Here is a 23,353-nt window from a genome sequence, read left to right as displayed (position 1 = left end):
AGATTATTAACGGAGTGATACCGACTTGAATCCGCCAAGTACTTTTTAGAGTATGTTCCATTCTTCGCGCCGGAATCCCTGAGTAATAGCCTGTCTGATCTAAAATGGAGATCAGAAAAATATGACACAAGCTGTTGCATAACATGGATAAAATGGGTAGTCATGCAAGCGAGATAAGACAATGAATGTATTCATTACTGATGCTGGTCGCTTATCGTGGTTACAGTGTGATCCTTTTTGCTCCGCTGGTAGCACTTGGCGCAGTTCTGTTCACCCGTCCAGTGACGGTCGCCCCGGTTTTCAGTGATATATTTATGGATAAGTTGATCGGTTTTGTAAAACTTTATTTTCCTGTCTTTCTGCTGGGTGCAGTATTTGGCAAGCTGATTGAATTTGCTGGTTTTTACTACTCAATTGTCAGTGCTGTGACCTGTATGGTGGGCCAGAACAAAGCCATGCCGATGATTATTCTTGTATGCGCTTTATTGACCTATGGAGGCGTATCATTGCTTGTGGTGGCGTTTGCCAATCTGTTCTTTACTTGGCTGATTCCACATATTTACGGTGATCAGTTTATGATAAATCTGCCGGGGCTGAAAAAACCGCTGTAAACGGGTTAACCTGATGACCACGGGGAGCAGGTATTAGCATCTACGTTACAACGGTTCCGACAATATGTCTGACCTGACCCCCTGTCAGCGGTCACCAGCGTCCTACCAGATCCGCCCCGGATCATGGTAGGGCGGTGACACCGTCAGCCTACATTTTGTAGTTATCTCGACGTGACAGGAATTCGGATAGGCCGAAATACTCAGTCTGACTGAGTCTATAAAAAAGCAGCACACTGTATTATACGTTAATTATGAGCCACAACGATGCACTTTGATATAAAAGATTTAAAATTATTCCTTGCTATCAGTGAAGAAGGGAGCTTAACACGTGGAGCGGAAAAAACTTACATGTCTGCCGCATCTGGTAGCGTGCGTATACGTAATCTTGAACAGAGTATCAATCTGAGATTGCTGTATCGTAGTAGCAAGGGGATAACGTTATCCTCTGCTGGTGAAACATTTAAACACCACGCCAGCCTTATTGTGAATCAGATGGAAATGTTACGTAGCGATATGCAGGAGCATGTTAAAGGCATCAAAGGACATGTCAGAATATTTTCCAGTATAACTGCTATTGCAGAGTATCTCCCCCCATTGTTGAGCCATTTCCTTACACTATATAACGATGTGAATATTGATCTCAGGGAGTATCCAAGTCCGGAAATTGTACGTTCTGTTATTGAGGGGAAAACTGATCTCGGAATTGTTGCTGGTAATATTACAACAGATAATCTTGAAATACTGCCGTTCCGTACTGATAGGCTAGTGCTTATCACCGCGACAGACCATCCCTTTGCTGACAGAAAAAGCGTGACCTTTCATGAATTAATTCAATATGAACAAATCAGCCTGCCTGAAGGGACAGGAATGTTTGAATTTATCCGAAAAAAGGCAGAACTAGTACCATCTAAACTGAAAATTAGAATACAGGTCGGCAACTTTGAAACATTTTGCCGTATGGTTGAAGCAAAAGTGGGCATTGGTATAATGCCTCACTCTGCTGCATCCCGTTTGCGTCAGTTGCATGAATTTTCGATTATTGATCTTGATGAATTTTGGTCATTAAGAAAATTACAAATCTGCGCCAGAAGCTTTGACAAATTACCCGGTTTCACACAAAAACTGGTTACTATGCTTACAGCTCAGACTGAGTGATAGCGTTACATCCCTGTATAATTTGGTCCGTTGCCACCTTCAGGCGTAGTCCAGGTTATATTTTGTTTAGGATCTTTAATGTCACAAACTTTACAGTGAATACAGTTCTGTGAATTTATTTGCAGACGCATGTTTTGTGTTTCACTATCCTGTAAAAATTCATATACTCCGGCAGGGCAATATCGTTCTTCGGGGCCACCATAAATATCCAGATTAATGGATATAGGGATATTCTGATCACTGATTTTCAAATGTACTGGCTGGTCGTCATCATGCCAGGTGTTACTGAGATAGACGGATGACAAAATATCAAACGTCAGTTTACCGTCAGGTTTGTCGTACAGTTTTTTCTGGCTTTTGTTGGCCGGTTGCAGAGTGATATTGTCCGGTCGGTTATTTTTTACACGCCAGGGGATTTTTTTTATACCCATTCGGGGAAGCAGCCAATGCTCAATGCCAGTCATGATAAAACCTATCACACGCCCTTTTTTAAACCAGGGTTTGAAATTACTACCATTTTCCAGTTCCTGCCAAAGCCAGCTCTGTCGCAGTAATGTTTGATATTCTGTCAGTATGTCGTTTTTCCTGTTGTCCAGCAAAGCATTAAATATAGCGTCAGCCGCTATCATGCCACTTTTGATAGCTGTATGGATGCCCTTGATTCTACTTGCATTGAGCGTACCGGCATTACAACCAATCAGCAGACCACCAGGTAAACAGGGATCAGGCATAGACGCAATCCCGCCGTTATTGATTGCTCTTGCGCCATAACCAATACGCTTACCCCGGTCAATGTATTTGCGTATAGAAGGGTGTGTTTTCAGGCGCTGCATTTCCTGAAAAGGGCTTAACCAGGGATTTGAATAATCAAGTCCCACAACCAAACCTAGTGCAATTTTATTATCATTAAGATGATAGAGAAACCCACCCCCGAACGACTCTTTATCCAGAGGCCAACCTGTGGTGTGAATTACAAGCCCCGGATGGGACTGGTCTGATGGAACCTCCCACAACTCTTTTATGCCTATGCTAAAACTCTGGGGTGCTTTGCCTGTATCAAGATGAAATTTTTTGATCAGTTCTTTAGCCAGACTACCGCGGGCCCCTTCGGCAAAAATTGTATATTTTGCCAGAATTTCTATTCCACTCTGGAACCCCTCTTTCTTGCTGCCATCCCGATGACGTCCCATATCACCAGTTACTACACCGATAATGTTAGTATCCTGATCATACAGTATCTCAGTTGCCGAAAAGCCTGCATAAATATCCACGCCTGACGTTTCTGCCTGACCGGCGAGCCATTTAATGAGATTACCGAGGCTTACGATAAAGTTTCCATGGTTGCGAAAATTATCAGGAATCAATACATCCGGCAAATTAATACATTTTTCATTCGTCAGTAACAGTAATTTATCCTGAGTAACAGGCTGTTTAATGGGTGCGCCTCTTTCCTGCCAATCAGGAATTAGTTCATTCAGCGCTCGGGGATCCATGACTGCCCCACTGAGAATATGAGAACCAGGCTCAGCTCCTTTATCAAGGACGATAATGGACAGTTCTTTTCCTGCGTCATTTGCCTGTAATTTAAGTTTAAGAGCTGCAGATAATCCGGCGGGTCCTGCTCCCACAATAAGAACATCACATTCTATTGTCTCACGTGATTGCTGGGTATTAGAAAGTGTATCGTTCATTATTAACTCCTTAATTTTTCAGCACCGTAGGAACAGCTATATTATGTAAATAAAATTGCATTCATATTGTAACCAATGAAATAAATATCATAGTGATAAAACAGATGAAATGGTATAGGAATGTTCAACCTTAGAAAAAGGTGCCTATAAGACTATATAGCCAGTTATCAACTATTAAAAAAATGTCGGTGATGATGAAGCATTCCATAACATTTATATTTAGCTTTCTCCCTCAGATGAAAATAATATACACAAATCATTTTTAAGCCGTTCATCATAATTGCAGGAAAAGTCCCTATTTTCTTGGCATTCTATTATAGTTACCCGCGAGAAATAATCAGCCAACTGTCGGGTACAGAAGGGAGCGGCAATGACATGTTCAATCGAGACTATAATGACTCCGGACAGAGGTAACTGTTTCATAATATTTTTCCAATTGATTTGACATCAGAATGAACGTGGCATCTCCAGCACATGCTCAGCGATATAGCTCAGGATCAGGTTGGTAGATATGGGAGCAACCTGATATAAACGTGTTTCTCTAAACTTTCGTTCGATATCATACTCACAGGCAAAACCATATCCACCATGAAATTGCAGGCAGGCATTGGCTGCTTCCCAGCTGGCTTTCGCAGCAAGGTATTTCGCCATATTAGCCTGTGCTCCACAATCAAGATGCTGATCAAAAAGCTCGCACGCTTTAAAACGCATCAGATTAGCCGCTTCCACTGCAATAAATGCTTCTGCAATAGGAAACTGCACCCCCTGGTTCTGACCAATGGGACGACCAAAAACCTCACGCTCGCAGGTATAGCGGGTAACACGATCCATAAACCAATATCCATCGCCTATACATTCTGCCGCAATCAAGGTACGCTCTGCATTTAAACCATCAAGTATGTAATGAAAACCCATACCCTCTTCACCAATAAGATTTTCTTCGGGAATTTCCAGGTTGTCAAAAAAGAGCTCGTTGGTTTCATGATTGACCATATTGGGAATAGGTCGTACTGTCATTCCATTTTTCATAGCTTCTTTAATATCAACCATGAAAATAGACATCCCTTCGGATTTACGTTTTACATTTGCAAGCGGAGTAGTTCGAACCAGAAGAATCATCCAGTCTGAATGTTGAACACGTGAAATCCAGACTTTTTGTCCGGTTATCACATACCGGTCTTCTCTTTTTATAGCTGTAGTTTTAATTCTGGTGGTATCTGTACCTGCTGTGGGTTCTGTGACGCCCATCGACTGCAGGCGCCATTCACCAGTAGCTATCCGTGGCAGCCAGAATTCTTTCTGTTTATCGGATCCATGACGTAACAACGTATTCATGTTATACATCTGACCATGGCAGGCTCCAGAGTTTCCACCCGATCTATTGATCTCTTCCATGATAATAGATGCTTCAGTTAAACCAAGCCCTGACCCTCCAAATTCCTCCGGGATGAGCGCAGCCAGCCAACCAGCTTTGGTTAGTTTATTAACAAACTCTTCAGGATAGGCTTTTGCTTCATCTATCTTACGGTGATATTTATCATCAAATTCACTACATAATGAACTAACCGCATCACGAATATCCTGATATTTATCCTTTTCAATACTTTTCATAATTTTTTCCTCAATAAACCAGCGCCAACAGGGGGTAGAAAATGACCTTTTATCGGATGACCATCAGCAGATAGATCTGACTGGCGGTCGACAGGAAGAAAATAGAGCCAGTGCCATAATTCTGGCAGAACGCCCCCCCTCTTTAAAGATTTTGATGTCTTTATCCAGAGTGGCGGCCAGCAGCTTAGCGGGACCGGGGTTAAGATAATCGGTGTTGCGCAGAATGCCAGGCTGCCAAATTTGAATATCAGTATATTGCATAAAAGTTACCTTTAAGGAGGAAAAAATATGATTTATAATTTATCGATAAGTTCAGGTACAGCTTTGAAAATATCAGCTACCAAACCATAATCCGCAATAGAAAAGATAGGAGCGTCAGGATCCTTATTAATAGCGACAATGACGCCTGACTCTTTCATCCCGGCAAGATGTTGTATGGCGCCAGAAATTCCCAGAGCAATATAAAGTTGAGGCGCAACGATTTTTCCGGTCTGGCCAATCTGATAATCATTTGGTGCATAACCAGCATCTACAGCAGCCCGGCTTGCCCCCACGGCAGCGCCTAATTTATCTGCCAGGTTATCAACAAGTTCTTTGAATGCCTGTGCACTTCCTACTCCTCGTCCACCTGATACTACAACTCTGGCGGATTGTAAGTCTGAACGGTTACTTTTATTAACATGTTGGCTAATAAATTTTACCTGATCTGAACCAAGAACAACCTCTGTAAATTCAATGGGGGCTTTTCCCTCATCTTCCGCAACCGCAGCCGCAGCCGCAGCCGCAAATGAGGTAGGACGAACAGTTATCACTTTATATTCATCATCACTGTGTACTGTGGCAATAGCGTTACCCGCATAGATTGGACGTTCAAAGGTATGTTGATCAATGACACGCGTAATATCACTAATCTGAGATACATCAAGTTTTGCTGCTAAGCGTGGCGCACAGTTTTTTCCAAAAGAGCTTGCAGGAAAAAGAATGGACTGATAATGATTTTTCCCACTATTCAAAAAATAGCTGATCTGTTTTTCCACATTCTCTGCCAGAAGGTGTTCGAATAGTGGGCTGTCAGCAACAAATACAGTGGATATCCCCTGAATATGACTGGCTTTAACTGCAATACTTTCTATACCATATCCTAACATAAGTATATCTATATCACTATTAATGGCTTTTGCCGCAGTGATAGTACTGAGTGTTGAAGGTAAAAGAGTATTGCCGTTATGTTCAGCAATAACTAAAGAAGCCATATTTTCCTCCTTAAATTACTTTTTCTTCGTTTTTTAATTTATCTAGCAGCGTGTTAATATCTGGAACGATTATGCCTGCTTTCCTTCTTGCTGGCTCATCAACTTTAATAATAGTCAATCTGGATGATGGGTTAATACCAAGTGAATCGAAATCTATCTCCTTAACAGGTTTCTTTTTGGCTTTAATAACATTCGGCAAGCTGATATTCCTCGGTGTATTCAGACGTAGATCTGTAGTGAGTACTGCAGGCAGGGATAAATTTAACGTTTCTAATCCTCCATCAACCTCACGAACAGCAGTTAATGAATTATCAGAAATAGTAATTTCACTAACATTAGTGGCTTGGGGAAGATCGAGTAATGCTGCCAGCATTTGGCCTACCTGATTACAATCATCGTCAATAGCTTGCTTGCCTAATAATATAATATCGGGTTTTTCATTCCGGGTAATAGCGGTGATAGTTTTGGCCACAATTAGTGGTGTAAGAGAGTTTTTTGTTAATATGTGTATTGCCCTGTCTGCCCCTGCTGCCAGTGCTGTACGCAATACATCCCCTACACCTGTGTTTCCTATAGACACTACAACAACCTCACTGATTAATCCCCGTTCTTTTAAACGTACTGCTTCTTCAACTGCAATTTCATCAAATGGATTGATACTGAGTTTTGAATCAGAAATATCAACATCAGAATGATCTTGCTTTATTCTAATTCTAACGTTATGATCGACAACTTGTTTTACACAAACTAAAGCTTTCATTGGTGACTCCTTCATATATTTACTAAATGCTATGAGCCAAAATCCTTTTTGCTTTTTCCAGTAACGGTTTATCCACCATTTGCCCTTCATGACTGAACGCTCCATGGGGATATTGAGCCAGTCGCATAATCTGGGGAACCCACTCGATTTCTTGTTTTAAATAGCTGAATGCTCTGTTTACATGTGAAATTTGTGGAGGGTGAATACATACCTTGCCACTGAACCCCATTTTACAGGAGTGAATAGCATTTTGTATTGTCAACTCGTTTTTCATAAATTCAGTTGTGATACCGTCAACAGAAGGATATGATCCAGCCAGGCGTGAAGTTATTACAATTTTTGCACGTACAGCAATCAGTACTTTTTCATCATTACTCATGAAATTCAGAGCATTTTCTCTGGCAATTATTTTTTTCTCAGATGACACCGCATTTTCTAAATCAAGGATTACGCTATCAACACAACTGCTATTTGCTTTTTCAAATCGTTCAGGTTGGTCACCCGTAACGAAAAGAAAAAACCGTTCTAACGTTTGCATTCTCGTCTCTCATTTGAATGGAGCATCTGATAATTCAATATATCTTAAAAAAATAATTTTCTGAATTAGCTTTTATCTAACCCCCCATTAAAATTGGTTCAGGTTCGCTGATAACAGAAAGAAACATGTAATTTATTGTTACAATAACAAAGATAAAAATAAAATTTAATTATTTGATATAAATAACGTTTCAGAATAGTAAACGGCCGACATTCCGTACCTGTTTCAGGAGTGAATTCGACTATACCGTTCCCTAAGAACATCAACGATTGTCTGGTGAACCGAATTTAGTCACCTTTGGCGGAAAACAGGCTGGCATATAGGAGAGCATGACAACCCGGGTCATTCCCTCCGTGATTTTTTAGTAACACGCTGAAAAAGTATCTGAAACTTCATTCTGCAAGTGAGACTTTCCCCGAAGTCGATCGATACGTTTTATCTTGTGCCTGACCGATGCTACTCCTGACAAATCACGCCCAATACTGAATAAGTGTAAGAGATGCACCGTTAATCACTACACTGGTAGCCTCAATCAGAGATTGACGGCGGTAAAGGTGCAAAGGCTCCAGTATATTTTTAAAGGATTTTTGGCATAATGAACGAGCAGGCATAGTGATGATTTCCTTGAAAATGTTAGCGCAATCAATTAGATCACATAACACTATGCCTGTCCTGGTTTGCTGGGGATTCCTCAGGAGTCGCCTCCCCTTGTTCAGACCTGTGTAAGCGGTGAATGTGCTTTCAGACTCTGAATACTCAGCGTCAAAGTTGTCAGACAGTTTTCAAGTTTATCTGCGTTGACGGCAATAAAGGTCGGACAATCATGGTGTCCGCTCATTAAACAAACGGCGGCGGCTGCAAGCGCGCCTTCGGCACGGCGCAGCGCGTTCCACTCTTCCTGATCGAGATGCAGTCCCTGCCGTAAAGCGTGATCGTGGAGCTCACGATTCAGTTCAAAAAAATTGTCACGCAGAGTGTCACTTTCGCTGACTGACATATACCCCTTCGCTTTTCGCAATTGCAGATAAGCGGCAAGATCGATACGCGCGTTTATCAGCTTGTTGAGAAGATCGGTTCTCAGTCTGTCAACGACCATACCTTTTTTCCTCCTCTTTTCTACCAGGGTTCAACTTAATAGTATGGTCGTTTTTTAGACAAAGGGGTGTCAGAGATCAAGAATTTTCTTAGAATTGCCCTTTTTCACCTTTTGCTGATAACCACAACGGTTGATGCCGCCGCTCCCGATGAGATTGCGATACAATTTTTGTTCGGATATCTGTAGAATCCCTGCCCTGACCATTCCAATAAATGAACACTTTTTAAGCTATGAGTAATGTAACCCACCAGCCAAAGATCGGCTTCGTTTCCCTGGGCTGTCCGAAAAACCTCGTTGATTCGGAACGCATCCTGACTGAGCTGCGTACCGAAGGCTATGACGTTGTGCCACGCTATGACGATGCGGATATGGTTATCGTTAATACCTGTGGCTTTATTGACAGCGCGGTACAAGAGTCACTGGAAGCCATTGGCGAAGCGCTGAACGAAAACGGTAAGGTAATCGTCACCGGCTGCCTGGGCGCAAAAGAAGATCAGATCCGCGAAGTGCATCCGAAAGTACTGGAAATCACCGGGCCGCATAGCTATGAGCAAGTTCTGCAGCACGTACATCATTACGTACCGAAGCCGAAGCACAATCCATTTTTAAGCCTCGTACCAGAACAGGGTGTAAAACTGACGCCGCGCCATTATGCGTATCTGAAAATTTCTGAAGGCTGTAATCACCGCTGCACGTTCTGCATCATCCCGTCGATGCGCGGGGATCTGGTCAGCCGTCCGATTGGCGACGTATTAAGCGAAGCGAAACGTCTGGTTGATGCCGGGGTCAAAGAGATTCTGGTGATTTCGCAAGATACCTCCGCCTACGGCGTAGATGTGAAGCACCGCACCGGATTCCATAATGGCGAACCGGTGAAAACCAGTATGGTGAGCCTGTGCGAGCAGTTATCAAAACTGGGCGTCTGGACACGTCTGCACTACGTCTACCCCTACCCACACGTTGATGATGTGATTCCGCTAATGGCGGAAGGCAAAATCCTGCCTTATCTGGACATTCCGCTGCAACATGCCAGCCCGCGGATTCTTAAACTGATGAAACGTCCCGGTTCCGTTGACCGCCAGCTGGCGCGCATTAAGCAGTGGCGCGAAATCTGCCCGGAACTGACCCTACGCTCCACCTTTATTGTCGGCTTCCCCGGCGAAACGGAAGAAGACTTCCAGATGCTGCTCGACTTCCTGAAAGAGGCGCGCCTCGATCGTGTAGGCTGCTTCAAGTACAGCCCGGTGGAAGGCGCAGGCGCGAATGAGCTGCCGGATCAGGTGCCGGAAGAGGTGAAAGAAGAGCGCTGGAACCGCTTTATGCAACTGCAACAGCAAATCTCCGCTGAGCGCTTGCAGGAAAAAGTGGGCCGCGAAATTCTGGTGATCGTCGATGAGGTTGACGAAGAAGGCGCTATCGGGCGTAGCATGGCGGATGCGCCGGAAATTGACGGCGCGGTCTATTTGAACGGCGAAACCAACGTCAAGCCGGGCGATATCGTGCGCGTGAAAGTGGAAAACGCCGACGAATATGATTTGTGGGGCAGTCGGGTTTAACGCCACCTCCCCCGGCGCGGGTGCCGGATGTGTTATCCCGCCTGACGAGACCGTTCCAGGCCCGCCAGGCGTCAACGCCACCGGGCTGGCTTACCCCTTAATCTTCGGGTCCAGCGCATCGCGCAACCCGTCGCCTAACAGGTTAAACGCCAGCACAGTCAGGAAAATCGCCACCGCCGGGAAGAGCGCTACGTGCGGCGCGATGACCATATCCGCCCGCGCTTCATTGAGCATCGCTCCCCACTCCGGCGTTGGCGGCTGCGCGCCTAATCCGAGAAATGACAGGCTTGCCGCGGAAATAATTGACGTACCGATACGCATCGTAAAGAAAACCACAATTGACGAGACCGTTCCCGGCAATATATGGCTAAACAAAATCGTCGTGTCGCTGGCGCCGATACTGCGGGCAGACTCAATAAACGTCTGCTGTTTTAAGACCAGGGTATTTCCGCGCACCAGACGAGCAAACGCCGGAATAGAGAAAATCGCCACCGCAACGATCACATTAGCAATACCGCTGCCTAACACCGCCACAACGGCAATCGCCAGCAAAATGCCGGGGAAGGCGAACAGCACATCGCAAATGCGCATAATAAAACGATCCCACCAGCCTTCATAATATCCCGCCAGCAATCCCAACACCGTACCGATTATCGCGCCGATAAATACCGCGAACACGCCCGCCGCCAGTGAGATCTGCGCCCCAACGAGAACCCGGCTAAAGATATCTCTTCCCAGCGAGTCAACGCCAAACCAGTGCTGCAAAGAGGGGCCATTGTTCAGGCTATCGTAGTCAAAATAGTTTTCCGCATCGTAGGGCGTCAGCCAGCGGGCAAAAATCGCCACCAGAATTAACGCCAGTACGAATCCCCCGGCGACCAACGCGACATGCTGGCGGCGAAAACGACGCCAGAACTCCCGCCACGGCGTGCGTATCTGGTCGGGTTTTACCACCGGCATAGCATGTAAAATCGCCTGACGGCGCCAGTTAAATAATCGCATCCTTACTTATACCTGATAGCCGGATTAATGGCGGCATAGAGGACATCCACCACTAAGTTGATAAGAATAAATTCCAGAGAAAACAGCAGCACTTCCGCCTGAATCACGGGGTAGTCGCGCATGTCGACGGAGTCGACCAGTAACCGCCCAAGCCCCGGCCAGTTAAACACTTTTTCGACGACGATCGATCCGCCAAGCAGAAAGCCAAATTGCAGTCCCATCATGGTGACGACCGGGATCATTGCATTGCGCAGGCCATGTTTTAACACCACCCACGTTTCACTGACGCCTTTCGCCCGCGCGGTCCTCATGTAATCCTCGCTCAGCACATCGACAAACGAGGAGCGCGTAAAACGCGCCATGACTGATGCCACCGCCGCACCAAGCGTCAGGGAGGGTAAAATATAATGTTGCCAGCTATCCGCCCCCACGGTCGGTAGCCAGCCCAGATCCACGGAAAAAATCTGCATTAACAACATTCCCAGCGCAAAAGCCGGGAAAGAAATGCCGGTCACGGCAAGCGTCATTCCTACCCGGTCAGGCCAGCGATTACGCCACACGGCGGCGGCGATGCCGATCGCCATGCCAAACAGCACCGCCCATATCATACTGGTTATCGTCAGCCACAGCGTCGGCAAAAAGCGGCTGGCGATCTCCTCAGAAACCGGGCGGCGGGAAACCATTGACGTCCCGAAATCGCCTTGTAAAACATGGGTGATGTAATGCCAAAACTGGACATGAAGCGGCTGATCAAGCCCCAGCTGCTGACGAACCAGCGCGATCACCTGCGCGTCGGCTTCCGGTCCGGCTATCAGCCGCGCCGGGTCGCCGGGCAACAAATGAACAAATAAAAACACCAGCACTGCCACAATCAACAGCGTAGGAATTAATCCCAGCAGGCGCTTGAGAACATAGTTAAGCATCACACGAACCTTTTACCGGATGGCGGACAACGCGCGCGCCATCCAGCCCCATCGCATTACTTACTTCAAATCCGCATCGTCAAAGCTGAAACCGGTATCCGGCATAATCCAGAAACCGGTCAAATTTTTACTGTGCGCAGAAACCAATTTCTCCACCACCAACGGTATCCAGGGCGACTCTTTCCAGATAATATCCTGCGCCTCTTTGTACAATCGTGTTTTCTCCTGCGGATCGTTGGTCTTTAAGGCCGCCGCCAAATCGCTGTCGACCTGCTTGTTGCTGTAAAAAGCGGTATTAAACTGCGTCGGCGGCCAGTTTTGTGATGCGAAGAGCGGCGATAACGCCCAGTCAGCTTCGCCCGTCGACGCCGACCAGCCTGTATAGAACATTCGCACGCCGCTCTCTTTTTGCCCTTTGCCCTCGACTTCCGCGGCGCGCTGGCCGGCGTCCATCGCGGTTATCCGGGCTTTAACGCCAATCTGCGCCAGTTGCTGTTGGGTAAACTGCAACACTTTTTGCGCGGTGCTATGGTTGTGCGATGACCACAGCGTGGTACTGAAACCGTCTGGATACCCCGCCTCTTTCAACAGTTCGCGCGCTTTAGCCGGATCATAGGGCCATGGCTGATAGCTTTGCGCATAGGCTATCGACGGCGGCACCACGCCCGTCGCCGGCGTGGCGTATCCGGCAAACGCCACTTTAACCAGCGCCTGACGATTGATAGCGTAATTCAACGCCTCACGCACCTTAGGATTATCAAACGGCTTCTGCGTCACATTCATACTGATATAACGCTGCATAATGGACGGGCTGGCGACCAGTTCGAGGTTTTTATTTTTCGCCAATAACGCGGCCTGCTCATAAGGGATAGGAAAAGCAAATTGCGCTTCGCCGGTTTGCAGCATCGCCGCGCGGGTATTGTTGTCAGTAACCGGACGCCAGGTAATAGAATCCAGCTTGGGTAAGCCCTGCTGCCAGTAACCGGCGAACTTCTTCACTTTGACAAAGTCGGTCTGATTCCAGGTTTCAAGCTGGTATGGACCGGTACCGACCGGATGAAAACCAATATCCTTGCCATATTTTTCCAGCGCTTGCGGCGAGATCATCGCCGTCGCCGGGTGCGCCAGAATATTAATGAAAGCGGAGAACGGCTGTTTCAGGGTAATTTTTACCGTTGCCGGATCGACGACCTCCGTTTTTGCGATATTTTTATACAGGTTATAACGCTTGAGGTGGTTATCCGGATTGCTGGCGCGATCGAGATTCGCTTTCACCGCCGCCGCATCAAAATCCGCGCCGTCCTGAAATTTCACCCCCTGCCGTAGGGTAATGGTGTAGGTCAGACCGTCATCAGAAACGGTATAGCCTTTCGCCAGGACGTTTTTTACCTTCATGTCTTTATCCAGGCCAAACAGCCCCTGATAAAATGACTTCGCCACCGCCTGCGAGAGCGTATCGTTGGCGTCATACGGATCGAGCGTGGTGAAATTAGACCCTACCGCCACCACCACATCTTTGGCCGCCAGGGCCGGAAAAGCCGCAATGGATGAGGCCAGTCCCAGCGCCGCCAGCCATTTATGCGTAATAAATTGCGTCATGTTGTTCTCCTGAAACCCTGCCTGTCTGAATGTTATAAGCGCGAGAGCGCATTATCCTGCAGCGGCCGCGCAACATAATGTCCCGGCCCGACCAACTGTAATGAAACGGCGGGCGTCTCTTCGCCACGTTTATGAATATTGCTGGGTATATCATCTGATAGCAGAACGCGCCGCGGCCGGTGTCTGGAGGGATCGGCAACCGGCACCGCCGCCATCAATTTACGCGTATAAGGATGCTGCGGATTTTCAAAAACGGCGCGCCGCGGCCCCATTTCAACAATTTGACCAAGATACATCACCGCCACGCGATGGCTAATTCGCTCCACGACCGCCATATCATGCGAAATAAACAGGTAGGCGATCCCCATTTCCCGTTGTAAATCAAGCAGTAAATTAATGATCTGTCCGCGAACGGAAACATCCAGCGCGGAGACCGCCTCATCGGCAATAATCACTTTAGGATTCAATGCCAACGCGCGAGCAATACAGATGCGCTGACGTTGACCGCCGGAAAACTCATGCGGATAACGCCAGGCATGTTCAGGCCGTAATCCGACACGCTCAAGCAACCAGGCCACGCGCTTTGCCGCAGCGTCCCCCTGCCCCAGGCCATGAATCCGTAAAGGTTCCATAATGGAATACCCCACGGTCTGGCGCGGGTCGAGCGAGGCGTAAGGGTCCTGGAAAATACACTGAATATCGCGGCGCAACGGCTGGAGTTTGCCCGCAGACAGCGAGTCAATGCGCTGGCCGTTAAAGATAATCTCCCCCTGCCGGGATTCAACCAACCGCAGCAGCGCGCGTCCGGTCGTCGATTTTCCGCTACCGGACTCGCCCACCAGCGATAGCGTTTCGCCGGGCCAGAGATCGAAACTGATATTCTCAACGGCATGAACTTCACGCGTAACGCGGTTAAAGAGACCGCTACGTAGCGGGAATCGCGTCACCAGCCCCCGAACCTGGAGAATAGGCTCGCCTTCCACCACCGTGTCTTGCTCAATCTGCGATTCATAAAGGGCCGGTTCGTCAGCGGAAATCAACGGGAAACGGCGTGGCAGCGAGTGGCCGCGCATCGCGCCAAGCTGAGGGACGGCGGCCAGCAACGTTTGGGTATAAGGATGCGTCGGCGCATGGAAAATCTGCTCTACGCTGCCGGTTTCCACGGCCTCGCCTTGATACATCACCAGCACGCGATCGGCAATATCCGCCACGACGCCCATGTCGTGGGTGATAAAAATCACGCCCATCGACATCTCTTGCTGCAACACTTTGATAAGTTGCAGAATTTGCGCCTGGATAGTGACATCCAGCGCCGTGGTGGGTTCATCGGCAATCAATACCGCCGGACGGCAGGATAGCGCCATCGCGATCATGACTCGCTGGCGCATCCCGCCGGAAAGCTGATGCAGATAACGCGATAAAATCGCCTGCGACTCCGGGATCCGTACCTGATCGAGCATACGTTTCGCTTCCGCCAGCGCCTCTTCGTGGCTGGCCCCCTGATGCAAACGAATAGATTCGGCAATTTGCTCGCCAACGGTAAATACCGGGTTGAGCGAGGTCATTGGCTCCTGGAAAATCATGGCGATATCCGCGCCGCGCACACGCCGCATCTGCGCGTCACTCTGCTCAGACAACTCAATCACCTGGCGATTACGCCGACGCAACAGCATTTCGCCGCAGCGCACGTTCGCGCCCGACTGCTCAATCAGCCGCATTAACGCCAGCGCCGTCACCGATTTTCCCGATCCCGACTCGCCGACAATCGCCAGAGTCTCTCCACGCTTCAGGCGTAATGACACATTACGCACGGCGTCTACCTGTTGCCCTTCGTGGTGAAACGCGATATTCAGGCCACTGACGGACAGAACATCGCGGCTATCCAGTTCATCGCTGTGCGGCACCTGCGGCTCCTTATTCCCGGTAAATTCCTGTGGTAGGCGTATCCCCGGCATATCCCCAGGCGCGATACATCCCTTCGCTGTTAAACGGCAACGCGACATTACCTTCGTGATCAACGGCGATTAATCCACCGCTGCCGCCCAGCGCCGGTAATTTTTCCATCACCACGCGCTCACAGGCGTCGGCAAGGCTGAGTCCGCCATATTCCATCAATGCGGCGATATCGTAAGCCGCGAGCGTGCGAATAAAGACCTCTCCCGTTCCGGTACAGGAAACGGCGACGCTGGCGTTGTTGGCATAACACCCGGCGCCGACCAGCGGGCTGTCGCCGACGCGCCCGGGCAATTTATTGGTCATCCCGCCGGTAGACGTTGCCGCCGCCAGATTGCCGAATTTATCCCGCGCCACCGCGCCGACTGTACCCATTTTTTTCGTTTCGTCCAGCGGCGCGCCGCTGTGATCGAGCGCCATTTCACCCGCCGCACGCGCCGCCAGCAATTGCTCGTAACGCGCCGGGGTGGAAAAGATATCCGGCGAAACGCGCGCCATCCCCTGTGAAAAGGCAAAATTTTCCGCCCCTTCCCCCACCATGAGTACATGCGGGCTGCGCTCCATCACCAGCCTGGCGGCGAGCACAGGATGGCGAACATGACTCACGCCCGCGACGGCTCCGGCTTTCAGGGTATTGCCGTCCATCACGCAGGCATCCAGTTCATGAGTCCCGTCTCGGGTATAGACCGCGCCGATACCCGCATTGAAGAGCGGACACGCTTCCAGCAGACGCACCGCTTCCATCACTACATCAAGCGCGCTGTCACCCGCTTCCAGCATCTTTTGCCCGCTTTCAACAATCTCTGACAACGCCTGGATATAGCGTAGCTCCTGCTCATGGCTCATTTGCGCGCGAGCAATCGCGCCTGCGCCGCCGTGAATCGCAATCACTGCTTTATTCATTTTTAGGGTCCATTAACGGTGGCACACAACTTTTACTATAACTATCAGAATTGTTGTGAGTTATTCATTCGATTTTTGAATATAGAAAGATGCGTAAGGTATGTAAAGGCGCAAGGCCGTCTCTAAGACCGAGGTAGCATACTGCCCGCCTCTGTTTTCTGACATAATAGCCAGATTCGATTTTGCCTCGCAGGAGTATGTTCATGGAATTTTCCGCCGGATTAATGCCGCTTGAAACGGCGCTGACCCAGATGCTTTCACGTATAACCCCGCTCACCGCTGTAGAAACGTTGCCGCTGGTGAACTGCTTTGGCCGCATCCTGGCGACCGATATCGTTTCTCCCCTCGATGTCCCCGGCTTTGATAATTCAGCTATGGATGGTTATGCGGTACGTATGGCGGATTTGTCCGCCGATAAGCCGCTGCCCGTCGCCGGCAAAGCATTTGCCGGTCAGCCTTACCAGGGAGAGTGGCCTGCGGGCACCTGCATTCGCATTATGACCGGCGCCCCGGTGCCGACAGGTTGCGAGGCGGTAGTTATGCAAGAGCAGACGGAACAAACCGATGACGGCGTGCGTTTTACCGCCGATGTTCGTTGCGGACAAAACATCCGCCGCCGCGGCGAGGATATTCGCCAGGATGCGGTGGTCTTTCCGGCCGGTACGCGCCTGACTACTGCCGAACTGCCAGTGCTGGCGTCGCTGGGAATTGCCGATGCACAGGTTGTACGTAAAGTGCGCGTAGCGCTGTTCTCGACCGGCGACGAGCTCCAGCTTCCGGGCCAGCCGCTGGAGGCGGGACAAATTTATGACACTAACCGTCTAACTATACATTTGATGCTGCAACAGCTTGGCTGCGAAGTGATCAATTTAGGCATTATTCCTGACGATCCCGGTAAGCTTCGCGCCGCGTTTGTCGACGCCGACAGCCAGGCCGATGTAGTGATAAGCTCCGGCGGCGTCTCGGTTGGTGAAGCGGACTATACCAAAACCATCCTTGAGGAGCTGGGCGAAATCGCCTTCTGGAAGCTGGCTATCAAGCCAGGCAAACCGTTTGCCTTCGGCAAGCTCAGTAATAGCTGGTTCTGTGGCCTGCCGGGGAATCCAGTCTCTGCGGCGCTCACTTTTTATCAACTGGTTCAGCCCTTACTGGCGAAGCTTGGCGGCAACACGGCAAGCGCAGTGCCGCCGCGCCAGCGTGTACGCACAGCATCTCGCCTGAAGAAAACGCCGGGGCGTCTCGATTTCCAGCGCGGCATTCTGCAACGTAGCGCCAACGGCGAACTGGAGGTCACGACCACCGGACACCAGGGTTCACATATTTTCAGCTCGTTTAGTCTGGGCAACTGCTTTATTGTGCTGGAGCGTGAACGCGGCAATGTTGAGCCGGGAGAATGGGTGGAAGTCGAGCCGTTTAATGCTCTGTTCGGAGGCCTGTAATGGCGGAACTTAGCGACCAGGAGATGCTGCGCTATAACCGACAAATTATTCTGCGCGGCTTCGATTTTGAAGGGCAGGAAGCGTTAAAAGATGCGCGGGTATTAGTGGTCGGGCTGGGCGGACTCGGCTGCGCGGCAACGCAGTATCTGGCCGGCGCTGGCGTCGGGCAACTGACGCTACTCGATTTTGATACCGTTTCCGTTTCCAATCTCCAGCGTCAAACCTTGCACAGCGACGCCACGGTCGGGCAGCCAAAGGTTGAGTCCGCCCGCGACGCGCTGGCGCGAATCAACCCGCATATTACCATTACGCCCGTTAACGCGCGGCTGGACGACGACGCTATGACCAGCCTGATTGCCGGGCATTCGCTGGTACTGGACTGTACTGATAACGTTAGCGTACGTAATCAACTTAACGCCGGGTGCTATACCGCGAAAGTGCCGCTAATCTCCGGCGCGGCAATTCGTATGGAAGGACAAGTTACCGTCTTTACGTATCGGGAAAACGAACCCTGTTACCGCTGCCTGAGCCGTCTGTTTGGCGAAAACGCTCTGACCTGCGTAGAGGCAGGGGTGATGGCGCCACTGATTGGCGTGATCGGTTCGCTACAGGCAATGGAGGCCATTAAGCTGCTGGCGCATTACGGTCAGCCCGCTAGCGGAAAAATCGTCATGTACGATGCGATGACCTGTCAGTTCCGCGAAATGAAGTTAATGCGCAACCCCGGCTGTGAAGTCTGCGGACAGTAGCCACTTTACGGATAAACATACCAAAGCACGGTTTATGGCCGTGCTGTATCAACAGATAATTACTGCCATCAGACGAAAAGCCAGCTTACCCAAGCTCCGACTGACGATCGGCTCAAGCAGCGCGGCATCATCTTAAACGCCATATCACAGCCTCAAACCGTGATGTTGTACCTCATTTAACGCCTCTTTGTCAGAACCTCTCCATTCGTTGACGCACATCAAGATAACTTTCATTCGAAAGTAATTTAATCTTTATATGAAATAAGAGAGGCCGTTTATGATCTTCAATATTCAGCGCTATTCTACCCACGATGGCCCCGGTATCCGTACCGTAGTATTTCTCAAAGGCTGTTCGTTGGGCTGTCGCTGGTGCCAGAACCCGGAAAGCCGCGCCCGCGCTCAGGATCTGTTATACGACGCGCGGCTGTGTCTCGAAGGATGCGACCTGTGCGCGCAAGCCGCGCCGGACGTCATTGAGCGCGCGCTAAACGGCCTGCTCATCCATCGCGAGAAACTGACCGACGCCCATTTTTCAGTCCTGGCGCATTGCTGCCCCACACAGGCGTTAACCGTGTGCGGCGAAATAAAAAGCGTGGATGAGATCATGGCGACGGTACTGCGCGATAAACCTTTTTACGATCGCAGCGGCGGCGGTCTGACGCTTTCCGGCGGCGAACCGTTTATGCAGCCGGAGCTGGCGGCAGAGCTGTTTAAAGCCAGCCATGACGCCGGTATTCATACGGCGGTTGAGACCTGTCTGCATGTTCCATGGAAATACATTGCGCCCTCACTGCCTTATATCGATCTGTTTCTGGCTGATTTGAAACATGTCGCCGACGGGCCGTTTAAGCAGTGGACCGATGGCAGCGCCTCGCGGGTGTTGGAAAATCTCAGGAAACTCGCCGCCGCGGGCAAAAAAATGGTGATTCGCGTCCCGCTGATTCAGGGATTTAATGCCGATGAGGAGGCCATTAAAGCCATTACCGACTTTGCCGCCGACGAACTGCACGTCGGGGAAATTCATTTTCTGCCCTACCACACGCTGGGCATTAATAAATACCACTTACTCAGTCAGCCCTATCATGCCCCGGATAAACCACTGGATGCGCCGGCGTTACTTGATTTTGCCCAGAAGTACGCCTGCCAAAAAGGTTTAACCGCGACCCTACGAGGATAATTATCATGACCCAACTGAAACTGGACACGCTCAGTGACCGCATTAAGGCGCACAAAACCGCGCTGGTACATATCGTGAAACCGCCGGTCTGTACCGAGCGCGCGCAACATTATACCGAAATGTATCAGCAACATCTGGATAAACCGATTCCGGTACGCCGCGCGCTGGCGCTGGCCCATCACCTGGCGGAACGCACTATCTGGATAAAACACGATGAACTGATCGTCGGCAACCAGGCAAGTGAAGTCCGCGCCGCGCCGATTTTCCCGGAATATACCGTCTCGTGGATTGAAAAAGAGATCGACGACCTGGCAGACCGGCCCGGCGCAGGTTTTTCCGTAAGTGAAGAAAACAAACGTATTCTGCACGACGTCTGTCCGTGGTGGCGCGGTCAAACCGTCCAGGATCGCTGCTACGGCATGTTTACCGATGAACAAAAAGGGCTTCTGGCGACTGGCATTATCAAAGCCGAAGGCAATATGACTTCCGGCGATGCGCACCTGGCGGTGAACTTCCCGCTGCTGCTGGAAAAAGGGCTTGATGGCCTGCGCGATAAAGTCGCCGAGCGCCGCTCACGCATCAACCTGACCGTGCTGGAAGATCTGCATGGCGAGCAGTTCCTGAAGGCGATTGATATTGTGCTGGACGCGGTAAGCCAGCACATCACGCGCTTTGCCGCGCTGGCGCGCCAGATGGCGGGCGAAGAGTCCCGTGAAAGCCGTCGTAAAGAGCTACTTACCATCGCCGAAAACTGCGAGGTGATCGCCCACCAACCGCCGCAGACCTTCTGGCAAGCACTGCAATTGTGCTACTTCATCCAACTGATTCTACAAATTGAGTCTAACGGTCACTCGGTGTCATTTGGTCGTATGGACCAGTATCTTTACCCCTATTATCGTCGCGATGTCGAACTAAACCAGACGCTGGATCGTGAGCACGCCATTGAACTGCTGCACAGCTGCTGGCTGAAACTGCTGGAAGTAAACAAGATCCGCTCCGGTTCGCACTCTAAAGCCTCCGCGGGCAGCCCGCTGTATCAAAACGTCACCATTGGCGGTCAGAATCTCATCAACGGTCAGCCAATGGACGCAGTGAATCCGCTGTCTTACGCCATTCTGGAGTCCTGTGGACGTCTGCGTTCTACCCAGCCCAACCTCAGTGTGCGTTATCACGCCGGAATGAGTAACGATTTCCTTGACGCCTGCGTCCAGGTCATCCGCTGCGGCTTTGGGATGCCGGCGTTTAACAATGATGAAATCGTCATCCCGGAATTTATCAAGTTGGGGATCGAACCACAGGACGCTTACGATTACGCGGCGATCGGCTGTATCGAAACCGCCGTCGGCGGGAAATGGGGTTATCGCTGCACCGGCATGAGCTTTATTAACTTCATCCGCGTCATGCTGGCGGCGCTGGAAGGCGGTCGCGACGCCACCAGCGGCAAGGTATTTCTGCCGCAGGAAAAGGCGCTCTCCGCAGGCAACTTTAACAATTTTGACGAAGTGATGGCCGCCTGGGATACCCAAATTCGCTACTACACGCGCAAATCGATCGAAATTGAGTATGTGGTCGACACCATGTTGGAAGAGAACGTCCACGATATTCTCTGCTCAGCGCTGGTAGACGACTGTATTGAACGCGCGAAGAGTATCAAGCAAGGCGGCGCTAAATATGACTGGGTATCCGGTCTTCAGGTCGGTATCGCCAACCTGGGCAACAGCCTCGCCGCCGTGAAAAAACTGGTCTTCGAACAGGGCGTTATCGGTCAACAGCAGCTTGCCGCCGCGCTGGCCGATGACTTTGACGGGCTGACCCATGAGCAGCTGCGCCAGCGTCTGATTAACGGCGCGCCGAAGTACGGTAACGACGATGACAGTGTCGATACCCTGCTGGCGCGCGCTTATCAGACCTATATTGATGAGCTGAAGCAATACCATAACCCGCGCTATGGTCGTGGCCCTGTGGGCGGCAACTATTACGCCGGTACGTCCTCTATCTCAGCAAACGTGCCATTTGGCGCCGCGACTATGGCTACCCCGGATGGTCGCAAAGCGCATACGCCGCTGGCGGAAGGCGCAAGCCCTGCATCGGGTACGGATCATCTCGGCCCGACGGCGGTGATCGGTTCCGTAGGCAAATTACCTACCGGTTCCATTCTCGGCGGCGTGCTGCTCAATCAGAAACTGAACCCAACGACGCTGGAAAACGAATCCGACAAACAGAAACTGATGGTTCTGCTACGGACGTTCTTTGAGGTGCATAAAGGCTGGCATATTCAGTACAACATCGTGTCACGCGAAACGCTGTTGGATGCGAAAAAACATCCGGACCAGTACCGCGATCTGGTCGTGCGTGTGGCAGGCTACTCCGCCTTCTTCACCGCGCTGTCGCCGGATGCGCAGGACGATATCATCGCCCGTACCGAACATATGCTGTAATTTGCCCAGGCGCCATCGGCAATATGTCCGAACTGCCTGATGGCGCTACGTTTAACAGGCCTGCGCAGGCCTGTTAATCAGAAGGGATCGGTGCCGTCAAGCACGGCCTGAATGACGTTGAGCGCGCCTTGATGGTTATTATCATCAGTGTGATAACGTGAAAGCGCTTTGATATTGTCTGCGGCATTGCCCATGGCAAAAGAGTAATGCGCCATTTTCAACATTTCCGCATCATTACCGCTGTCGCCAATGGCGACGACATTCTGTGGCGACCTGTTCCAGCGCTTTAACAGACGACTGATGCCATTCGCTTTATGCAGTCCCGGGATAATCAGGTCGATAAAACCGAAGCCGCTGGTGACGGGCTTCATGATGCCATCCAGAGATACGTGCAGTTTGTCGATAACCAGCGGAATTTGTTCATCGGGCAAATTCAGGGAGAACTTAAACAGGATATCGTCAATGTCGTGATAATCGTTTACCGGCTGCAGGCGGTGATAATGTTTGGCCATCAGCGCCACGAAAGTCTCGGGAGCGTTTTTGCTGACATAAGCGCTTTTCAGACCGCAGGCGACGAAGTTAAGCTGCTTATCCTTCAGCAGTTCGCCAATCACAATCCGCGATTCATGCCGGGTTAGCTCCCCGTGAAACAACTGCTTGCCATGTTCATACACCAGCGCGCCATTTTCTGCGACAAAGGAAATTTCGTCTTTCAGCTCGGGGAAGAAGGAGATCAACTGGTAGTACTGATTACCGCTGGCGACCACAAATTCGATATTACGTTTTTTCAGTTCCTGGTATTGCGCCATGAAGCGTACACGATCGTACTGCTTGGCATCGTCGAGAAAAGTGCCGTCCATATCTGTAACGACAACGTTAACGGTCATACTTAAGCTCCT

Annotated in this window: 20 protein-coding genes and 1 pseudogene; 7 read left to right on the top strand and 14 right to left on the bottom strand. The window is 50.1% G+C overall.

All coding sequences use genetic code 11. The features are described from left to right. Nucleotides 1-185 precede the first annotated feature (185 nt). Both N7E69_RS16520 and N7E69_RS16515 read left to right on the top strand, forming a co-directional pair. A complete protein-coding gene (locus N7E69_RS16520) occupies nt 186-611 on the top strand; it encodes a GntP family permease (RefSeq protein ID WP_000287111.1) in 426 nt (141 codons plus the stop codon). Nucleotides 612-875: 264 nt separating this feature from the next. Further along, nucleotides 876-1,766: a LysR family transcriptional regulator gene (locus tag N7E69_RS16515; protein ID WP_000545335.1), complete on the top strand. Its 891-nt coding sequence runs from the start codon at nt 876-878 to the stop codon at nt 1,764-1,766. Nucleotides 1,767-1,771: 5 nt separating this feature from the next. Here the strand turns inward: N7E69_RS16515 and N7E69_RS16510 are convergent, their stop codons facing one another. The 8 genes and pseudogenes from N7E69_RS16510 to bssR all read right to left on the bottom strand — a co-directional run bounded on the left by N7E69_RS16510 (nt 1,772) and on the right by bssR (nt 8,715). Then, nucleotides 1,772-3,457: an electron transfer flavoprotein-ubiquinone oxidoreductase gene (locus N7E69_RS16510; RefSeq protein ID WP_001000310.1), complete on the bottom strand. Its 1,686-nt coding sequence runs from the start codon at nt 3,455-3,457 to the stop codon at nt 1,772-1,774. A gap of 447 nt (nt 3,458-3,904) precedes the next feature. Beyond that, complete coding sequence (locus N7E69_RS16505) at nt 3,905-5,068, bottom strand: acyl-CoA dehydrogenase family protein (RefSeq protein ID WP_000835388.1); 1,164 nt, start codon at nt 5,066-5,068, stop codon at nt 3,905-3,907. Between the two features lie 63 nt (nt 5,069-5,131). Next, nucleotides 5,132-5,329 (bottom strand): hypothetical protein, encoded by a 198-nt coding sequence (locus N7E69_RS16500; protein WP_001200424.1) that lies wholly within the window; start codon nt 5,327-5,329, stop codon nt 5,132-5,134. 32 nt (nt 5,330-5,361) lie between these two features. Further along, entirely contained in the window at nt 5,362-6,321 is a 960-nt protein-coding gene (locus tag N7E69_RS16495) for an electron transfer flavoprotein subunit alpha/FixB family protein (protein ID WP_001752648.1), read from the bottom strand. A gap of 10 nt (nt 6,322-6,331) precedes the next feature. Further along, entirely contained in the window at nt 6,332-7,081 is a 750-nt protein-coding gene (locus N7E69_RS16490; protein ID WP_001523061.1) for an electron transfer flavoprotein subunit beta/FixA family protein, read from the bottom strand. Between the two features lie 22 nt (nt 7,082-7,103). Further along, nucleotides 7,104-7,619 carry a CoA ester lyase gene (locus tag N7E69_RS16485; protein WP_001574067.1) on the bottom strand — a complete coding sequence of 172 codons (516 nt, stop codon included), beginning with the start codon at nt 7,617-7,619 and terminating at the stop codon, nt 7,104-7,106. Nucleotides 7,620-7,944: 325 nt separating this feature from the next. Next, nucleotides 7,945-8,230 (bottom strand): annotated as a pseudogene (locus N7E69_RS16480) (IS4 family transposase); the annotation flags it as partial. A 101-nt stretch (nt 8,231-8,331) separates the two neighbouring features. Further along, the gene (bssR, locus tag N7E69_RS16475) at nt 8,332-8,715 is read right to left on the bottom strand and encodes a biofilm formation regulator BssR (protein ID WP_000259651.1); all 384 of its coding nucleotides are present in this window, start codon (nt 8,713-8,715) and stop codon (nt 8,332-8,334) included. Nucleotides 8,716-8,945: 230 nt separating this feature from the next. Here bssR and rimO point away from each other — a divergent pair, with 230 nt between their 5' ends. After that, nucleotides 8,946-10,271, top strand: a complete 1,326-nt coding sequence (gene rimO / locus N7E69_RS16470) for a 30S ribosomal protein S12 methylthiotransferase RimO (protein WP_000073317.1) — start codon at nt 8,946-8,948, stop codon at nt 10,269-10,271. Nucleotides 10,272-10,361: 90 nt separating this feature from the next. On the opposite strand, the gene gsiD is transcribed toward rimO, so the two are convergent. The 5 genes from gsiD to iaaA are packed head-to-tail and all read right to left on the bottom strand — an operon-like array spanning nt 10,362 to nt 16,651. Next, nucleotides 10,362-11,273, bottom strand: a complete 912-nt coding sequence (gsiD, locus tag N7E69_RS16465; protein WP_001236024.1) for a glutathione ABC transporter permease GsiD — start codon at nt 11,271-11,273, stop codon at nt 10,362-10,364. A 2-nt stretch (nt 11,274-11,275) separates the two neighbouring features. Further along, nucleotides 11,276-12,196 carry a glutathione ABC transporter permease GsiC gene (gene gsiC, locus N7E69_RS16460; RefSeq protein WP_000936066.1) on the bottom strand — a complete coding sequence of 307 codons (921 nt, stop codon included), beginning with the start codon at nt 12,194-12,196 and terminating at the stop codon, nt 11,276-11,278. A 60-nt stretch (nt 12,197-12,256) separates the two neighbouring features. Next, nucleotides 12,257-13,795, bottom strand: coding sequence for a glutathione ABC transporter substrate-binding protein GsiB (gene gsiB, locus N7E69_RS16455; RefSeq protein WP_000191440.1), 1,539 nt, complete (start codon nt 13,793-13,795; stop codon nt 12,257-12,259). Between the two features lie 32 nt (nt 13,796-13,827). Next, the gene (gsiA, locus tag N7E69_RS16450) at nt 13,828-15,699 is read right to left on the bottom strand and encodes a glutathione ABC transporter ATP-binding protein GsiA (RefSeq protein WP_001120577.1); all 1,872 of its coding nucleotides are present in this window, start codon (nt 15,697-15,699) and stop codon (nt 13,828-13,830) included. Nucleotides 15,700-15,709: 10 nt separating this feature from the next. Continuing rightward, nucleotides 15,710-16,651 (bottom strand): beta-aspartyl-peptidase, encoded by a 942-nt coding sequence (gene iaaA / locus N7E69_RS16445; protein WP_001030488.1) that lies wholly within the window; start codon nt 16,649-16,651, stop codon nt 15,710-15,712. 203 nt (nt 16,652-16,854) lie between these two features. On the opposite strand from iaaA, the gene moeA reads away from it, so the two are divergent. The 4 genes from moeA to N7E69_RS16425 all read left to right on the top strand — a co-directional run bounded on the left by moeA (nt 16,855) and on the right by N7E69_RS16425 (nt 22,454). Further along, entirely contained in the window at nt 16,855-18,090 is a 1,236-nt protein-coding gene (moeA, locus tag N7E69_RS16440) for a molybdopterin molybdotransferase MoeA (protein WP_000395783.1), read from the top strand. After that, nucleotides 18,090-18,839, top strand: coding sequence for a molybdopterin-synthase adenylyltransferase MoeB (gene moeB / locus N7E69_RS16435; RefSeq protein WP_000829280.1), 750 nt, complete (start codon nt 18,090-18,092; stop codon nt 18,837-18,839). The genes moeA and moeB overlap by 1 nt, the downstream gene beginning before the upstream one ends. A gap of 277 nt (nt 18,840-19,116) precedes the next feature. Next, nucleotides 19,117-20,016, top strand: a complete 900-nt coding sequence (locus N7E69_RS16430) for a glycyl-radical enzyme activating protein (RefSeq protein ID WP_000576953.1) — start codon at nt 19,117-19,119, stop codon at nt 20,014-20,016. Nucleotides 20,017-20,021: 5 nt separating this feature from the next. After that, on the top strand, nt 20,022-22,454 hold the full coding sequence (locus tag N7E69_RS16425; protein WP_000192665.1) for a glycyl radical protein: 2,433 nt from the start codon (nt 20,022-20,024) through the stop codon (nt 22,452-22,454). A 77-nt stretch (nt 22,455-22,531) separates the two neighbouring features. Here the strand turns inward: N7E69_RS16425 and N7E69_RS16420 are convergent, their stop codons facing one another. Continuing rightward, nucleotides 22,532-23,341, bottom strand: a complete 810-nt coding sequence (locus N7E69_RS16420) for a Cof-type HAD-IIB family hydrolase (RefSeq protein WP_000217910.1) — start codon at nt 23,339-23,341, stop codon at nt 22,532-22,534. Between the last annotated feature and the right edge of the window lie 12 nt (nt 23,342-23,353).

The organism is Salmonella sp. 3C, from assembly GCF_025426275.1.
GTDB classification, from domain to species: Bacteria; Pseudomonadota; Gammaproteobacteria; order Enterobacterales; family Enterobacteriaceae; genus Salmonella; species Salmonella enterica.
The sequence above is the reverse complement of the archived record's forward strand: the minus strand, read 5'-3'. Positions and strand labels throughout refer to the sequence as shown.

What these genes read in the sequence shown, in the direction of transcription:
- N7E69_RS16485 (WP_001574067.1), bottom strand. Translation starts at nt 7,619, where the DNA reads ATGCAAACGTTAGAACGGTTTTTTCTTTTCGTTACGGGTGACCAACCT.
- N7E69_RS16500 (WP_001200424.1), bottom strand. Translation starts at nt 5,329, where the DNA reads ATGCAATATACTGATATTCAAATTTGGCAGCCTGGCATTCTGCGCAAC.
- N7E69_RS16490 (WP_001523061.1), bottom strand. Translation starts at nt 7,081, where the DNA reads ATGAAAGCTTTAGTTTGTGTAAAACAAGTTGTCGATCATAACGTTAGA.
- N7E69_RS16420 (WP_000217910.1), bottom strand. Translation starts at nt 23,341, where the DNA reads ATGACCGTTAACGTTGTCGTTACAGATATGGACGGCACTTTTCTCGAC.
- N7E69_RS16520 (WP_000287111.1), top strand. Translation starts at nt 186, where the DNA reads ATGTATTCATTACTGATGCTGGTCGCTTATCGTGGTTACAGTGTGATC.
- gsiD (WP_001236024.1), bottom strand. Translation starts at nt 11,273, where the DNA reads ATGCGATTATTTAACTGGCGCCGTCAGGCGATTTTACATGCTATGCCG.
- N7E69_RS16425 (WP_000192665.1), top strand. Translation starts at nt 20,022, where the DNA reads ATGACCCAACTGAAACTGGACACGCTCAGTGACCGCATTAAGGCGCAC.
- N7E69_RS16515 (WP_000545335.1), top strand. Translation starts at nt 876, where the DNA reads ATGCACTTTGATATAAAAGATTTAAAATTATTCCTTGCTATCAGTGAA.
- N7E69_RS16505 (WP_000835388.1), bottom strand. Translation starts at nt 5,068, where the DNA reads ATGAAAAGTATTGAAAAGGATAAATATCAGGATATTCGTGATGCGGTT.
- N7E69_RS16495 (WP_001752648.1), bottom strand. Translation starts at nt 6,321, where the DNA reads ATGGCTTCTTTAGTTATTGCTGAACATAACGGCAATACTCTTTTACCT.
- moeB (WP_000829280.1), top strand. Translation starts at nt 18,090, where the DNA reads ATGGCGGAACTTAGCGACCAGGAGATGCTGCGCTATAACCGACAAATT.
- N7E69_RS16510 (WP_001000310.1), bottom strand. Translation starts at nt 3,457, where the DNA reads ATGAACGATACACTTTCTAATACCCAGCAATCACGTGAGACAATAGAA.
- moeA (WP_000395783.1), top strand. Translation starts at nt 16,855, where the DNA reads ATGGAATTTTCCGCCGGATTAATGCCGCTTGAAACGGCGCTGACCCAG.
- gsiC (WP_000936066.1), bottom strand. Translation starts at nt 12,196, where the DNA reads ATGCTTAACTATGTTCTCAAGCGCCTGCTGGGATTAATTCCTACGCTG.
- rimO (WP_000073317.1), top strand. Translation starts at nt 8,946, where the DNA reads ATGAGTAATGTAACCCACCAGCCAAAGATCGGCTTCGTTTCCCTGGGC.
- iaaA (WP_001030488.1), bottom strand. Translation starts at nt 16,651, where the DNA reads ATGAATAAAGCAGTGATTGCGATTCACGGCGGCGCAGGCGCGATTGCT.
- gsiB (WP_000191440.1), bottom strand. Translation starts at nt 13,795, where the DNA reads ATGACGCAATTTATTACGCATAAATGGCTGGCGGCGCTGGGACTGGCC.
- N7E69_RS16430 (WP_000576953.1), top strand. Translation starts at nt 19,117, where the DNA reads ATGATCTTCAATATTCAGCGCTATTCTACCCACGATGGCCCCGGTATC.
- bssR (WP_000259651.1), bottom strand. Translation starts at nt 8,715, where the DNA reads ATGGTCGTTGACAGACTGAGAACCGATCTTCTCAACAAGCTGATAAAC.